We start from the raw sequence: 14,605 nt of genomic DNA on the forward strand, positions 1-14,605 counted from the left end.
CTCTTATATTTGGCGTTTGTACTATATTGAGTTATCTGAATAGGGGGGATATCAAAGATTGGAGGATAGTTATCTCGCTTTCTTAAACTTCCTGCTATAGGAATATAACGTCAGTATCGCGACACGCTGTAAAACTTTTTACTTTTTTAGTAAAGCAATATACTTATTTTTACGGGATCGGTGAGGTTCCCGCATAATAAAAATTTTTACCAGTCGCAGGGAGGCGTTATATCATGGGCAAAACAACAACGCAGCATATAGGGGATATCCGGACGGCACACAAGAAAACTGTAAGGGATATAGTGCAGCGCATCGCCTACGCATTCGGCAATCTGGGCCAGGCAGCATTCTATAACACAATGAGCACTTTTTTCATCACGTATGTCACAACAGCCCTGTTCATCAATGTGGACAGGTCGCTTGCCGCGCGGCTGATCTCAGTAATCACAGGATTAGTGGTAGTAATACGTATTGCGGAAATTTTTCTGGACCCTTTGCTGGGCAACCTGGTTGATAATACAAATACCAGGTGGGGCAGGTTCCGTGTATGGCAGTTCATCGGAGGGCTGGTTCCGTCTATACTGCTGGTGATGGTGTTTACAGGCCTTTTCGGGCTTGTAGATGTAAATACGCCCGTATTTATGGTTTTGTTTGTGATAGTGTTCATCCTTTTGGACGTGGTCTACTCGCTGCGCGATATTTCGTACTGGGGAATGATCCCGGCAATTTCTTCCGATTCTCATGAACGCAGTGTGTATACAGCGTTGGGCACATTCACCGGGTCGATCGGCTACAATGGCGTCACTGTGATCGTTGTACCTGTCACCAGCTGGTTCACATGGAAGATCGCAGGGCAAAGCGGGCAGGGGCGGCCCGGCTGGGCTGCCTTCGCGGTCATTATTGCTGTGCTCGGGCTTCTGACCGCATGGAGCGTAGCATTCGGTACCCGTGAGAACCAGGGCAATCTGCGCGCTAAAGCTGAGGGCAGCGGCAATCCCATTGAAGCATTCAAAGCTATTGCCAGGAATGACCAGCTGCTGTGGGTGGCACTGAGCTATCTGCTGTATTCGGTAGCTAATGTGGCTACTACCGGTGTGCTTTTCTACCAGTTCACATACGTGCTTGGGATGCCGGACAGTTTTTCCCTTGCCGGGGTCATCCCGGTCGTCATCGGGCTGGTCACCACGCCATTCTATCCGATGCTCAACCGGCACATACCCCGCCGCTGGCTGTACACAGCCGGGATGGTATCCATGATTGCCGGATACATTCTGTTTATTGCTGCGCCTGCAAATCTTCCGGCTGTGGTTGCTGCACTCATACTTTTCTATCTGCCCGCGCAATCCATCCAGATGACCGCTATCCTGAGTATGACCGATTCCATTGAATACGGACAGCTGAAAACCGGGCGGCGGAATGAGGCCGTCACGCTGTCTGTGCGTCCGATGCTTGACAAGATTGCCGGAGCCCTCTCCAACGGTATCGTCGGGTTTGTGGCTGTTGCTGCCGGCATGGTTGGTTCTGCCACAGCCTCCAGCATGACTGCTGATAACATCCGCACATTCAAGACCTTTGCCTATTATCTGCCCCTTGGCGGCATTGTCCTGAGCCTCATCGTTTTTCTCCTTACCGTTAAGATCGATGAAAAAATGCACGAGGATATCGTCAGACAGCTCGAAGGCCAGCTTGCCGCTGATAAGGCAGATGCGGAATAAACGATCATGGCTATTGGAATATAAAGAGAAGCTGATTGGGGCGGGTAGTGCTGAGCCGTCCGCCCTTATCCTCTGAGCATTTGTAGTATACGGGGGGGGGGGGTAAGGTCGTTTCTCTAGTTTCCGGTACTCCCATCTAATTTGTATAATAGGGTTATATTTCCCGATAGGGGTTTTCTTGCGCATATCCGTCCTATTTGCCGCAATGGTACACGCCTGTCAAAGAATCTGAGTATTCGCAGAAACAGATTGCAGGGTTTGATTTCACTGCAGTAGAGAAAGGGGCAGCTAATGGCTGATAATAGTTTTATTACGGGTAACATGTCTGCCGATGATGCTGATGGCATATTTGAGGATGAACATTTAGGCCATCCCGCGCAGACCCGTGAACCTGCACGCTTGCCGTCGAAGAAAAAACTCATCATTGCAGGTATCGCAATCGTTACCATACTGGCACTTATCGGTGTGGGTGCGAAGAACTTTATAATACGTGCGCGGCATGAGCAGGAAATCAGACAGGTTACAGAGGATATTAAACGGCGGACCAGCCGGGCCCAGCTAAAGTATGCTCAGGCAAAAATTGAAGCTGCGATCCTTATTAAGCAGATACAGGTTTCCCCTGTAGCTGATGACGACGAACTTAAAACCGGTGTAGACAGTCTGCAGAAATCTGCAGATGACCAGCATCCGCAAAACAGGATCGCGTACCTTGTAGGTACAAGGATAATCGGTAAAGAAACGGAAGAACTTAAACTGCTGTATATAAATAAACAGTCCGCTAAAGTAGGTGAGATAAGTATACGCTTGCAGGATCTAGTTAACCGTGCCGACAGCTTGAATAGTGCGCCGGACAGCGATAGTAAAACCCGTATGCTCAAACTTGCTTCCGTGTGGATCAATAGAAATGTAACTATGGATAATATAGGCCGTGCGGCTAAGGCGGCAGATGAGCTGCAACGTCTGACTGATGAGGTGCAGAAGGGTGTCGATAATAAGAACACGGCCGGTGTACAGCAACAGTAGCCTTAACTCATGCCTGCAGCAGTTCCTGCATACATGAGTTACTTGATTATTCATCTATGCTGGAAAATATCTGTCCCTGTCAAAACTCGTGATTTCGTATTCGATACCTTCGGAGTCCTTAAAGAAGAAAGCATAATAATCCGGACAATAATCAGGGTAGTATTGCGGCTTATGGATAATTTCTGTCGGCAGCTTCCTCACTTCCTCATACACAGCATCCACTTCTTCACGGTTTTCAGCATGAAAAGCCAGATGATGCAGCACCCCTGCCTTCCTCCGGTTCGGCTTCTCCCTGCTGTAGGCTTTCCGCTGATTTACCAGCCCTATAGAAATAAGGTTATGGTGATACTCTATGATCTTGTACTCATGTGCAGGTACCCGATCGGTCTCTTTCAGTTTGGTATCAAAGCCGAGCAGGGGCAGCAGCCTGTCATAGAACTTTTCTGCGCGTCCGAGATCTTCCACTGTAATGTGAATGTGGTCAACGCGCGGCTTCAAAAGTTACTCCCACCACATCAGGAGGATAAAGCCGATAAAGGAGATGCCTGCGCCAACAGCCAGGTTCCAGTTGCCGATTGCTGGGATCGGGTACTGGTGGGTGAGATAGAATACTACGACCCACAGGAGGCCGAGGATCAGAAGTATGCTGAAGAGCGGTACAAGCCACGCAGGGTTAGACTTGGTATTTTCGATAGCTTTTTCTACGCGCCGTGTTTCGTCTTCCTGGCGTTTGGCTATGCGCTCCATCTGCGGCGTCATATTATCGCTGTTCATACCGTCTTCCAGGCGCTTCATTGCAGCTTCAACAGCCTCAGGGTTTTCAGGCTTGAACTCGTAACCTTTCTTCTTGCCGCGTCCGAAAAGGCCGCGCGTTTTTTTGCTGCCACTGCCGTTATCGGTGTCGGTACCGGTATCACTCCCGTCCGTCTCATCGCCGGATCCCTCGTCTTTGTCCTCGGCAGTTTCTGTTTCAGCATCCCCACCGGCGGTATCACTGTCTGCGCTTCTGCGGTCTGCAGCATCACTGCTGCCATCAGCGTTATGAGCGTCGCCGTTATCAGCGCTGCTGCCTGCTTCTTCGATGGCTTCAGCGGTTTCTTTGTCCTCAACGATGTTGTCGCTGTTAGCGTCAGTCATGCGTTCTCCTTAACCGACAAAACGTGATTCCTCAGGGATCACCGTTCCTGTTCAATACCTCAGATCATTCTAATGGTTATACTGGAAGAGAAGAGAGGATACGTGAATCGACATGTTCGTATAAACTGTTATATAAGCAGCTGCATAACGTTGGGTATTTAGGAGCGATATGGCATTTTTAAGGAGAGATGGGCGCCGCCAGGAGCGTGCGTCCAGCCATCGCGCGCCTAGAAAACCATGGTATTCTTCACTTATCACAGTTCTGATCTTTTCTCTGGTAGGCTGGATTTTTATTGTCAACCTCCAGTCGAATGCTGATTATGTACCCAGCACAAATACCCAGGAACTTCTTGCCCGGCGCGGCCAGCGTGTGACAACCCTGACCGGGGATATAAAATCCCTCACCGGCCAGATCGATGTGTTGCGCAAGAACCTCGCTTCCGGTTCATCGGCAGAAACAGGGACTGATAATACGTCCAGCGAGTCAAAGGCTGTGTCCCCCGCGATTGAGGGGCCTGGGATCACTGTTACCCTGGATGATTCCCCGCTGTGGGAACAGCGCACCCAGAATGGCGATGCAGGGGCCGGCGCCGGCGATAATGTCAATGATTACGTTGTGCACCAGCAGGATATTGAAGCTGTCGTTAACGCCCTGTGGTCAGGGGGAGCCGAAGCGATGACTATCCAGGGGCAGCGCGTCAACATGTCAACAGTTGTGAGATGCGTGGGGAATGTGCTGCTCCTTGACGGTAAGCAGTATGCCCCGCCTTACACCATCTCTGCTATCGGCGATCCGGACAGGCTGGGTGCAGCCTTGGATTCCTCAAAGGCTGTCCGGATATATAAAGAGTATGTGAAGGCTGACGGCCTCGGGTTTGATGTTAAAAAGGAAACGAAGCTGCGGTTCAGTAAAACTGTAGCAACTACGCAGACTTTAAAGTATGCTGCTGCAGTTGGGGCAGCAGGCAGAAGGAACGATTAAAGGGATCGATGCGGAGGATAAGAAATGACTGATAATACACCACAGATGGACAGCGCCACGGATGCCGGTACAGGCTTTGAGTCTGTGATCGGCGATCCGTCGGCTGATAACGCCAATGCTTCGCAGGCGGGCGGCCATCGCGTATCCGGTTCCCATCGTGCTGCACGCACCGCCTCCTCAAAACGTACTATTTCCGCTGTTGCCGGCGTTATTGGCGAGATCCTTATTACCCTTGCAGTGATAGTCGGTTTTTATCTCGCGTGGCAGATGTGGTGGACCGGTGTTATGTCGCAGCGGACGCAAGCCAGTGATGATGAAGTGCAGACATCATCGTGGACTTCTGCCAAATCGAGCGATAATACATACAGGATCGCCAAGGCCAATCCGGTCAGCACCACCCCCCTTGAGGAGGGGAAGTACCAGACGAGCAAAATAATGTCCAAGATCTATATACCCCGTTTCGGTGCGAAATGGGTGCGCAATATTGTTGAGGGGACGGATATCCAGCAGCTCAATATGCATGGGCTGGGGCATTATTCCGAGTCTCAGAAGGCTGGGGCGATCGGCAATTTTGCGGTAGCCGGGCACCGCGCCGGGTATGGTGAGCCGCTGGCGCATATTGATGACTTCAAACCGGGGGATAAGATCGTCCTCCGTACGCAGAATTACTGGTATGTGTATGAATATACGAACCACGAGATAGTAGACCCCGAGAATGTGGGCGTGATTGAGCCCGTCCCCAACCATCCTGGGCAGAAGCCGACCGAACGCCTGATAACGCTGACCACCTGCGAACCGCGGTACGCATATATCACTGCAGCGCACCGCTGGATCGCCTACGGGAAACTGGTATCCTGGTCGCGCGTTTCAGAAGGTGTCCCGAAGGAGCTGGCTTCAAAAGCGCGTGACGGCCAGGTCGTATTTGCCCAGGAAGAAGGTACTACAGTGCTTCCGCCTGATATGTCGCATATCGCTCTCGCTTCCCTGCTTTCATACGTGGTAGTCTATCTGGCGGCGCTCGCTGTGTGGCGCTACCGCGGAGTCAGGAAATACCTGGGTACGGCAAAAGAGAAACGTCCCGTGTTCAGCCTTTACGGCTGGCTTACCCGGATACAGCCGGGGCCGCTCCCGGTGCGTATAGTCCTTGTACTGCTGCTGTGTGCAACGCTTATAGCGGTATTCTTCCAATGGGGATACCCATGGATGGCGCAGAACCTGCCGTTCCTTCAGCTGACTTCGAATTATGTAGGCTAATCCTCAGGATCAGACCCTGTAGTGATCACGATAGCGGTATTTGAAGCGATCTGCGAATCGGAGATATTCTCCAGCTTCTTTCCGCCGAAGGTCACAGTATCAACAGGATCGCTGACTTTCCCGCTGATCGTTACGTTTGTAAAACCTAGCTCTCTCAGGTGTGATTCAAGTTCCGAGCCTGTCCCCGCGTATTTGCTGAGGCTGCTCTGGGACGGGGTGTCGATCATCTTAGGACCGGAAGAGATATACACTGTAATAGTTGCCCCCTGTGAAACGGTTGACCCTTCTGCCGGATTGACCCGGGTAACGTTCCCTGCAGCTACGGAATCTGAATTCTCCGGCATGATATTAGTATTGAATCCGTTGTTATTGAGCCGGCGGACAGCTTCGTTTCGTGGCTTGCCGACAAGGCCTGTCGGCACTGTAGTCTGGCCGGTAGAAATATACAGTATGACTGAAGTGCCCTGAGGCTGCTGGGTCCCTGACGCAGGGTCCGTGCGCGTAACATGGTCTTTTTCTACAGTCGCAGAATTTTCAGTAGCCACTGATGACACTTTGAACCCTGCGGAAGTAAGGGCTGAGGTAGCTGCCTGCTGTGTCATCCCCTTGACATTTGGTATCGTCCGGGCCCTAGGGCCGGAAGAGAACCATACGCGGACAGTGCTGCCTTTTGCTACGCGGGTACCCCCTGTAGGATCTTGCCGGGTAAAAGTCCCGCGCGGTTCCGATGAGTTATCGTCTGTCTCCTGCTGGAAATGCAGCCCGGCAGACTCGATAGTCTCTTTTGCCGTTGAAGCAGACATGCTTGAATCGATAGTGGGGACGCTGACAAGGTTATTCTGCGAATTATAGACAAACCAGATGCCGAGCATAATAGCAGCCAGTGCTGCGATCCCAAGGATCACGCTGATGATAATAATATTGCGGCGCTTTTTCTTATCCTGCTCCTCTTTCCTCGCCAGGGCCCGCGTGCTGGTCCCTGCTGCTGCGCCGGAAGCGCTGTCGGCTGCGGCAGGGCCGTATGCCGCGGGAAGGGATCCTGTAGAAAGGGTGCTGGTCTGCTCTACTGAGGCCTGAGGCATTGCGGCAGTCTGCGGGACATCCTGTGCCTGCGAAGTTTTCGACAGGTCTGTCAAGGGATGTGCGTTTGCTGCGATCGGCATACCGCCATGCGCAAGCGTCACGATATCTTGCCGGAAAGCCGCGGCATCGGCATACCGGTTCTCTGTATCTTTTGCCATTGCCTTGGCAACAATAGAATCCCAGCGCTTATCGAGCCCGGGGACGAGCGTGCTGATTGGCGTCGCCGTTTCTGAAACGTGCTGGTATGCGATTGCTACGGCAGAATCTCCAGTGAAAGGCGGTTTCCCGGTAAGCATTTCATACAGTACACATCCTGCGGAATACAGGTCAGACTTTGCCCCTACCTGCTCGCCGCGGGCCTGCTCCGGGCTCAAATACTGCGCGGTCCCTACAACGCCCTGGTTCTGCGTCATTGTGGCCGATGAATCATCCATCGCCCTGGCGATCCCGAAATCCATGACCTTAACTGTGCCCTGGTCGCTGATCATAATGTTCCCAGGCTTGATATCCCGGTGGATTATCCCCATGCGGTGCGAATAATCAAGCGCATTCAATACGCCGATCATTACCTGCTCAGCATCCTGCGGGCTCAGCGAGCCATTGACCTGAATGATATCCCGGAGGGTCTGCCCCTTGATATATTCCATAACGATATACGGGACCTGTACTGTGTTGCCTGCCGCGTCTTCCAGCTGTTCTTCGCCTGAATCATAGATAGAAACGATATTAGGGTTGTTCAGCTGTGCCACAGCACGGGCTTCGCGGCGGAAGCGGGTAAGGAAAATGCTGTCCTCGGCGAGGTCGCTGCGCATTATCTTGATAGCAACGGTACGTCCCAGGCGGGTGTCAGTGCCTATATGGACCTGCGCCATCCCGCCATGGCCGATGAGCTCTCCAACCGTATACCGTCCGCCTGCGAGGGACTGGGGAATAAACATACTCATTGTGCATCTTCCTTAGTGTTGCTGTCATTATTGCGGTCAATATGCATACCGGCTTCACCTGTAGTGCCGGCACCCGGAGTACCGGGATCCGTATCAGAAGCGTAAGGTTTGACAACCACCCTGTGGTCGTACTGATCAAGGATAGTCCCGTCTTTGAACATGAAGTACCGGGGGATCACCATATCGCTGCGTACCCTCCGCAGTTTGAAATTGCCGGTGATCTCGTTGAATTCCCCGGTAGCGGCACGGGCTTCCTTGTCAAGGATCCGCCTTTCGATCCTGCCCAGTTCCTTAGCAACTTCGAGGGCGGATTTCGGTCGGTCATGCGGATCCTTTGCCAGCATACGCATAACGTATTCCCTCAGCTGGGGGTCAATGCTGTCGGGGAGGGGAGGGACGGGGGAATTTACGTGGGCTGCTGCAATATCAACAGGGGTACGGCCTGTAAACGGCCTGTGCCCGCATAGCCCTTCATATGCCACCACGCCCAGGGAATAGATATCTGACTGGGGGGTAGCAGGTTCGCCCTGCGCTTGCTCGGGGGAGATATACTGCGCGGTTCCCACGACCATGCCGTCCTGTGTGATCTGCCCCTGGTTCGTGGAACGCGAGACCCCGAAATCTGTGATCTTTACTTCGCCCTCATGGGAGACCATAATATTCGCCGGTTTCACATCACGGTGGATGACCCCATGCAGATGCGCCACGTGGAGCCCTCGGGCAGTCTGGATAAGTATCGGCAGCAGCCGGGTCGGCCTGATGGCGCCTTTGGCTTTGTAAATATCTGACAGGGAAGGGCTTGGGATATATTCCATGATGATAAAGCCGATGCCGTCAGTTTCATAGTATTCAAAGAGCGCGGCAATATTCGGATGCGCAAGGTTGGCAGAATTGTGCGCTTCGAGCCGCAGCCGCTGGAGTTTCGTATTCTCCCCGGACAGGTCGCTTCTCAGAGCTTTGATTGCTACAGGCCTGCGCAGTTCAATATCATGGCCCTTCCAGACCTCGCCCATACCGCCCTGGGCGAGCCGGCGGTCTAAACGGTAACGGCGATGTATCAGCTGCCCCTCAACGAGTTTCATGGAGATACTCCTGCATCAGCTGTTTCATGATAGGGCCGGCACTGTCCGCACCCAGCTTGGTTGTCCCCGTGACGACGACACTGATAGCTATTCTGGGGTTATCTGCAGGGGCAAAAGCCGTGATCCATCCGTTATTCGTCCGTTTATCCAGTCCTACCTGGGCAGTGCCGGTTTTAGCCGCGATAGTAATCCCGGGGAGTTTCAGGTTCGGTGCCTCTTTAGTAATGACGCTTTGCATCGCTGTATTCAGGGAGGATGCCGTGTCCTGCGAGATCCTGTCTGAAGTCAGTGCTGTGGTGGAGCGTGTGGAGATGACGCTCAGGTCGCTGGAACGCACCCTGTCCACCAGAGTCGGGTGCAGCACAACCCCACCGTTTGCAATTGCAGCAGTGATCATAGCGTTAAGCAGAGGGGTCTCTTTAGTATCCCCCTGGCCTATGGCAGACAAGGCAAGGCGGTCATCGGAAAGGGTGTCAGGGAATACTGAAGGGACAGAAGCCATCGGCGTCCCCAGAGTATCATTCCCGTCAACAACGATGGAAGAGCCGAAGCCCATTTTCTTCGCCATATCAGAGATGGTATCTTTCCCCAAAGCAACTGCGAGCTGGGCAAAAGCGGTATTGGAGGAATATGCTATCGCATCGGAAAGGGATATTTTCCCGTTAGCACCGTCAGCTGCGTGTGAAGTATTGGTTAGCTGGGTACTGGTCCCGGGAAGCGTGTAGGACGCCCCTGCGGGGATCTGGGAATCGAGTGTATATTTCCCGCTCTCCAGCGCTGCGGCTGCAACTACAAGCTTAAAAGTCGATCCGGGGGCAAAGAGCTGGCGTGTAGCGTTATTGATGATAACGCTGTCAGAACCGCCTGACAGCTGGCTCCATGCAGCATTGGCAGCCTGTGTGTCATGGGTAGCGAGGGAATTCGGATTGTAGCTGGGCGTGCTGACCATTGCGAGGATACGGCCTGTAGAAGGCTCAATAGCAACAACAGATCCTCTTTTGCCTTTCATAAGGTTGTAAGCCAGCGTCTGCAGCTTCGGATCAATGGAAGTCTCAATTATTGCGCCTTTGCTCGTGCTACCCTCAATAAGGGATTTAGTGCGGTCAATCCACAGGCTGTCGCTCAGGCCGCTCAGCTGCTGGTTCCGGCTTGCTTCGATCCCGTACCGTGCCCGCTGGTTGATAGAAACGAATCCGGTTACCGGCGCATACACATCACCCTGAGGGTAAGTGCGCTGATACTGGAATGCGTCGTTTACTTTCGTGGATGTTGCCAGGACTGTGCGCCCGTCGTTGGCAAGTATCGGCCCGCGGTCAACAGCAAACTCATTGTACAGTGCGCGCACATTCCGCGGGTCAGCGTTGAGGGAGCTGGACCGGACGACCATAATAATGGAACTTGAGATACCAAGTATGGCCATAAGTGCTACAACGATGTTAAATATACGGCGAAGGTTGGCATTCATTGTTCTTCCTTCCGTTCCCCGCTGAGGTCAATAACTTCTGTAGCTTCTTCCGAAACCGCCGGCGTGTCCGGGGCAGGGCTGCCCGATGCGGAGATGCCTGATGCGGTGCTGTCTGTTGCTGCAGGGCTGTCCCCTTCAGATGCTGCAGGTCGCTCTTCAGCATCCATGCCGGGGAACTCGCGCGTTTCTGCAGGCTCTGAGACCTCCTCTGCGCCTGCTGCCGGATGGCTGTCACGGGTGAAAACATGGCGTCCTCTTGGCGCCGCATCCCGCTGGTCTCGCTCCTCAATCGCCTCCTCAAGCGCGCGGCGTTTTTCATTCGCCTGGAGCGCTTCGAGCGCTTCCATGGCCACAGTATCGGTAAGTTTATCGTCCTGCGGTTTATGGGCGTCGTTAGATACGATCAGGATGATGAATGCCAGGATCATATTGGCCGTCAGGCTTGATCCCCCTGCTGCCATATAGGGAAGTGTCAGACCTGTCAGAGGTATGACAAGGGTGATGCCGCCTACAACTATGAATACCTGGAAAGCCATGGTAAATACCAGACCGGCAATAAGGAGTTTGCCGAACCCGTCTTTGATCTTCAGGGCTGTTATGATCCCGGCAGCAATGATAATAAGGTAGATACTGAGGATGGCAAGGATACCGGTAAGCCCGAGCTCTTCGCCCAGCGATGAGAAGATGAAGTCTGAATTTGCCAGAGGGGTTATGCCCGGATGCCCTTTGCCGAGGCCGGTCCCAAACGTCCCGCCGCTTGAAAGCCCGAAAATGCCTTTGACAAGCTGTTCTGATCCTCCGACGGCAGTATAGACGGAATCATCAAAAGGATGCAGCCATGCGGTGATACGGTTCTGGACATGGCCAAACAGCCGGGAAGCGGCTGCAGCGCTTACTCCGAAGAATACCAGCCCAATGAGGATCCAGCTGGAGTGCCCGGTGGAAACGTACAGCATACAGACAAACATCGCGAAGAAGAGCAGCGACGTCCCTAGGTCGCGCTGGAGGACAAGCACGCCCATGCATAACGCCCATACGATAAGGATCGGCCCCAGGTCGCGCAGCCGCGGAAGCCGCATCCTCAGGAATTTACGCCCGCCTACTGCGAGCTGGTCACGATGGTCGAAAAGGTACCCGGCGAAAAAGACGGCGATAAAGAGTTTGGCGAATTCTGCCGGCTGGACAGTGTGGGAGCCTATCCCGATCCATATGCGGGCCCCGCCAATGGTCTTTCCCAGCCCGGGGACCATAGGGGAGAACATCAGCAGTATCCCGATGACCATGCTGGTGTAGGAGAACTTGCGCAGCAGCCGGTAGTTGCGCAGCAGTATTGACAGCGCGGCACATATTACGAGGGCAATGATCAGCCAGATGATCTGGTTCATGCCTGCGTTGATGGCACCGGAACCGCGGGTGCGGTTTTCATGGTCAATGCGGATGATCTCAGTTATCCCTATAAGTGACAGCAGGATAACGCAGAAAAATATGAGCTGTGAAGAATACCGCTGGAAAGTGCACAGCACTACCCATACTGCCACGATGACCGCGAACATGACAGTGAGCGGAAGCATGTAACGCGAGGGGATGGTCCCATTTATCCGCATGAACATCTGGAACAGCCCCAGTGCTGTGATCGCAAAAATGAAGATCAGCATAAAAGATTGCCGGACGCGGTTCCCTATCATCAGTTCGCCTCCGCTGTGCTTGAAGGTGTATCTGATGCTGTACCCGGTGAGGCCGTACCCGTATCTGTGCCGGTACCGCCGGTCTCAGAAGCGGCATTCTGTATATTGGCATGTATATGCTGCCTGGCAGCGCCCAGCGAATCAGTAACGATCCCCTGCCGAAGCTGTTGCTGCCATACCGGGGACAGCCTTGATACGCGGATATTCGTTTTTTCCTCAACATGTGACAGGCTGATACCGAATATATTTGTAGGTACGCCTCTGTAGATGGCGACTACGCCGTCGCTCTCGCCTATATAGTACCGGGTCTGTGACCACTGGTAGGCCCGCAGCCCCCCGAAAGCGATCCCTGCCAGTACCACAAGGATCGTGAAAAAGGTGAGTACCCGTCGCATTGCTGAACGCCTGTGTGTGCGCTGCTGCGCGCTCTGGCTCTGATCCCTGGCAGCTTTGACGACTGCAGGGTCGTGGGGGTCGTCGGAGAAAGAGCCGTTCGCTTTCTGTACGATAGGTATTTCACTTGTCTCAGGGACGGCATTGCCGTCAAGGGTCCTCTGAGGCATGGCGATCTGCCTGATACTGTCTGAATCCGTCCGTGGCCCGCCGCTGTTATCCGCAGAAGTGCTTTCGCTCCTGGAACCGCTGCTCTTGCTGCTGTGGGTGAGCGCTGCTGCACGCGATGCAGGCGACTCAGGGCTTTCCTTCAGCGCAGGGGCAATAGCAACAGGCCGGTCGATGATATCTGCCAGTGGCTGAGGCTCTTTACTGGCTGCACCCCCCACAAGCGGGATCTGGTGGGCTGATGATACGTCTTTTTCGCTTGAAACTACTGTAACATCTGCGATTGCGGCAGTAACGTTATCGGTACTGCCTGCGCGCAGCGCCATAGATACAAGATCTTGCGCACACTGGTTCGCGTCCTCAATGGTGGAAAGCGCTTCGCGGATAGTGCTGTCTTCCAGTACTCCGAACAGCCCGTCCGAGCATAACAGCCAGCGGTCTCCCGGGAGTGCAGTGCGTATAGAGATGTCAGGATGCGGATCTATATCAAAATCGCCGAGCACGCGCATGACGACGTTACGCTGGGGGTGGCCTTTTGCCTGCTCAGGGGTGATCCGCCCCGTATCAATAAGATGCTGGACATAGCTGTGGTCCTTGGTGCCGCGGATCAGTTCACCGCCCCGCAGCAGATAAGCACGCGAATCCCCCATATGGGCAAGTACCCAGTAATTCCCTACTAGGCGCAGGGCTTCTACGGTAGTCCCCATACCGGAAAGCTTGCGCTCACGGCTGGCTTTCCCCACAATGGCATCATGCGCAGCAATGATTGAAGTCTGCAGGACCCTGGCCATGTCATCAGGATCGCTGCCTGAAGCAACCTCTATATGTGCCAGGGAGCGTATAGCAATGGTAGAGGCCGTATCGCCGCCGGCGTGGCCGCCCATTCCGTCGCATACTGTTATAAGGTGTTCCCCTGCGAAAGAGGAATCCTGATTGTCGTGGCGCACATAGCCGATGTCGGAAACAGTTGTTGATGTGAGAATCAGAGGAAGACTTGAACTCATATACCTCCTATCTCAATTCAAAAGTAGTGCCGCCAATGCGTACAGGCACACCGGCAGGGAGGACCATACTCCGGGCAAGCCGCTGCCTGTTCACAACAGTGCCGTTTGTGCTGCCAAGGTCTTCAATAGCCCATCGCCCTGTTGTAGGGTCAACGTAAACACGGGCATGGTGGGATGATACGAATTCGTCATTAAGCACGACTACGTTGTCAGGGGCACGGCCGAGCGTAATGCTTTGCGAGCCTAAAGTGTATGTAGTGCCGGACAAGGGGCCGTCAATAATAGTAAGCATACTTGCCTGATTGCCTGCACCCTGCTGCATTTGGGGCTGCGGCGCAGGCTGCGGCTGGGATGGGGACGCAGCAGCAGCGTACTGCTGCCCGGAATTACGGGAGCTGCGCCTGCCGCCTGACGACGGCTGCGAAGTGTTGCTGTCGTTCCTCCGGCCCCGCTTGCGGGGAGGAGGGCTCATATTCAGTACGTCTTTGCGCAATGACCGTACAGCGAGAAACACGAAGACCCACAGCAAGGCCAGAAAGCCGTACTTCATGACTGCGAATGTCAGATCTGTTATCATGGTGTGCTCTTATGTTGTAGTGTTCCCATTGCGGCTGCGTCAGCACAAGTCCCCGCACCTTTGCTGCCCAGGCCGGGATGCATGTACATGGCG

The 14,605-nt window shown here is 53.7% G+C and carries 12 protein-coding genes; 4 read left to right on the forward strand and 8 right to left on the reverse strand.

Annotated elements, in window-relative coordinates; genetic code table 11:
- Positions 1-233 precede the first annotated feature (233 nt).
- Positions 234-1,715, forward strand: a complete 1,482-nt coding sequence (locus HMPREF9156_RS0106435; RefSeq protein WP_007147958.1) for a glycoside-pentoside-hexuronide (GPH):cation symporter — start codon at positions 234-236, stop codon at positions 1,713-1,715.
- 291 nt (positions 1,716-2,006) lie between these two features.
- Positions 2,007-2,738, forward strand: coding sequence for a hypothetical protein (locus HMPREF9156_RS0106440; RefSeq protein WP_007147959.1), 732 nt, complete (start codon positions 2,007-2,009; stop codon positions 2,736-2,738).
- 54 nt (positions 2,739-2,792) lie between these two features.
- Here HMPREF9156_RS0106440 and HMPREF9156_RS0106445 read toward each other — a convergent pair whose 3' ends face one another.
- The gene (locus HMPREF9156_RS0106445) at positions 2,793-3,236 is read right to left on the reverse strand and encodes a VOC family protein (protein ID WP_007147960.1); all 444 of its coding nucleotides are present in this window, start codon (positions 3,234-3,236) and stop codon (positions 2,793-2,795) included.
- A 3-nt stretch (positions 3,237-3,239) separates the two neighbouring features.
- Positions 3,240-3,875: a cell division protein CrgA gene (locus tag HMPREF9156_RS0106450; protein ID WP_007147961.1), complete on the reverse strand. Its 636-nt coding sequence runs from the start codon at positions 3,873-3,875 to the stop codon at positions 3,240-3,242.
- 169 nt (positions 3,876-4,044) lie between these two features.
- On the opposite strand from HMPREF9156_RS0106450, the gene HMPREF9156_RS0106455 reads away from it, so the two are divergent.
- A complete protein-coding gene (locus HMPREF9156_RS0106455) occupies positions 4,045-4,857 on the forward strand; it encodes a DUF881 domain-containing protein (RefSeq protein WP_007147962.1) in 813 nt (270 codons plus the stop codon).
- Between the two features lie 24 nt (positions 4,858-4,881).
- A complete protein-coding gene (locus tag HMPREF9156_RS0106460) occupies positions 4,882-6,111 on the forward strand; it encodes a class E sortase (RefSeq protein ID WP_007147963.1) in 1,230 nt (409 codons plus the stop codon).
- Here the strand turns inward: HMPREF9156_RS0106460 and pknB are convergent.
- From pknB to HMPREF9156_RS0106490, 6 genes are read right to left on the reverse strand one after another with little or no spacing between them, the layout of a single operon-like run.
- Complete coding sequence (gene pknB / locus HMPREF9156_RS0106465; protein WP_007147964.1) at positions 6,108-8,138, reverse strand: Stk1 family PASTA domain-containing Ser/Thr kinase; 2,031 nt, start codon at positions 8,136-8,138, stop codon at positions 6,108-6,110. The genes HMPREF9156_RS0106460 and pknB overlap by 4 nt on opposite strands.
- On the reverse strand, positions 8,135-9,220 hold the full coding sequence (locus HMPREF9156_RS0106470) for a serine/threonine-protein kinase (RefSeq protein ID WP_007147965.1): 1,086 nt from the start codon (positions 9,218-9,220) through the stop codon (positions 8,135-8,137). The genes pknB and HMPREF9156_RS0106470 overlap by 4 nt, the downstream gene beginning before the upstream one ends.
- On the reverse strand, positions 9,207-10,685 hold the full coding sequence (locus tag HMPREF9156_RS0106475; protein WP_007147966.1) for a peptidoglycan D,D-transpeptidase FtsI family protein: 1,479 nt from the start codon (positions 10,683-10,685) through the stop codon (positions 9,207-9,209). Before HMPREF9156_RS0106475 ends, HMPREF9156_RS0106470 begins: the two co-directional genes overlap by 14 nt.
- Entirely contained in the window at positions 10,682-12,370 is a 1,689-nt protein-coding gene (locus HMPREF9156_RS0106480) for an FtsW/RodA/SpoVE family cell cycle protein (RefSeq protein WP_007147967.1), read from the reverse strand. The genes HMPREF9156_RS0106475 and HMPREF9156_RS0106480 overlap by 4 nt, the downstream gene beginning before the upstream one ends.
- The gene (locus HMPREF9156_RS0106485; protein WP_007147968.1) at positions 12,370-13,935 is read right to left on the reverse strand and encodes a PP2C family protein-serine/threonine phosphatase; all 1,566 of its coding nucleotides are present in this window, start codon (positions 13,933-13,935) and stop codon (positions 12,370-12,372) included. The genes HMPREF9156_RS0106480 and HMPREF9156_RS0106485 overlap by 1 nt, the downstream gene beginning before the upstream one ends.
- A gap of 7 nt (positions 13,936-13,942) precedes the next feature.
- Positions 13,943-14,512, reverse strand: coding sequence for an FHA domain-containing protein FhaB/FipA (locus tag HMPREF9156_RS0106490; protein ID WP_007147969.1), 570 nt, complete (start codon positions 14,510-14,512; stop codon positions 13,943-13,945).
- Positions 14,513-14,605: the final 93 nt, after the last annotated feature.

It is taken from the genome of Scardovia wiggsiae F0424, assembly GCF_000269605.1.
In the GTDB taxonomy this organism is placed as follows: Bacteria; Actinomycetota; Actinomycetes; order Actinomycetales; family Bifidobacteriaceae; genus Scardovia; species Scardovia wiggsiae.

Bases quoted from the DNA above. Each gene is read 5' to 3' on its own strand.
- HMPREF9156_RS0106435 (WP_007147958.1), top strand. From the start codon at position 234: ATGGGCAAAACAACAACGCAGCATATAGGGGATATCCGGACGGCACAC.
- HMPREF9156_RS0106440 (WP_007147959.1), top strand. From the start codon at position 2,007: ATGGCTGATAATAGTTTTATTACGGGTAACATGTCTGCCGATGATGCT.
- HMPREF9156_RS0106450 (WP_007147961.1), bottom strand. From the start codon at position 3,875: ATGACTGACGCTAACAGCGACAACATCGTTGAGGACAAAGAAACCGCT.
- HMPREF9156_RS0106455 (WP_007147962.1), top strand. From the start codon at position 4,045: ATGGCATTTTTAAGGAGAGATGGGCGCCGCCAGGAGCGTGCGTCCAGC.
- HMPREF9156_RS0106460 (WP_007147963.1), top strand. From the start codon at position 4,882: ATGACTGATAATACACCACAGATGGACAGCGCCACGGATGCCGGTACA.
- pknB (WP_007147964.1), bottom strand. From the start codon at position 8,138: ATGAGTATGTTTATTCCCCAGTCCCTCGCAGGCGGACGGTATACGGTT.
- HMPREF9156_RS0106470 (WP_007147965.1), bottom strand. From the start codon at position 9,220: ATGAAACTCGTTGAGGGGCAGCTGATACATCGCCGTTACCGTTTAGAC.
- HMPREF9156_RS0106475 (WP_007147966.1), bottom strand. From the start codon at position 10,685: ATGAATGCCAACCTTCGCCGTATATTTAACATCGTTGTAGCACTTATG.
- HMPREF9156_RS0106480 (WP_007147967.1), bottom strand. From the start codon at position 12,370: ATGATAGGGAACCGCGTCCGGCAATCTTTTATGCTGATCTTCATTTTT.
- HMPREF9156_RS0106485 (WP_007147968.1), bottom strand. From the start codon at position 13,935: ATGAGTTCAAGTCTTCCTCTGATTCTCACATCAACAACTGTTTCCGAC.
- HMPREF9156_RS0106490 (WP_007147969.1), bottom strand. From the start codon at position 14,512: ATGATAACAGATCTGACATTCGCAGTCATGAAGTACGGCTTTCTGGCC.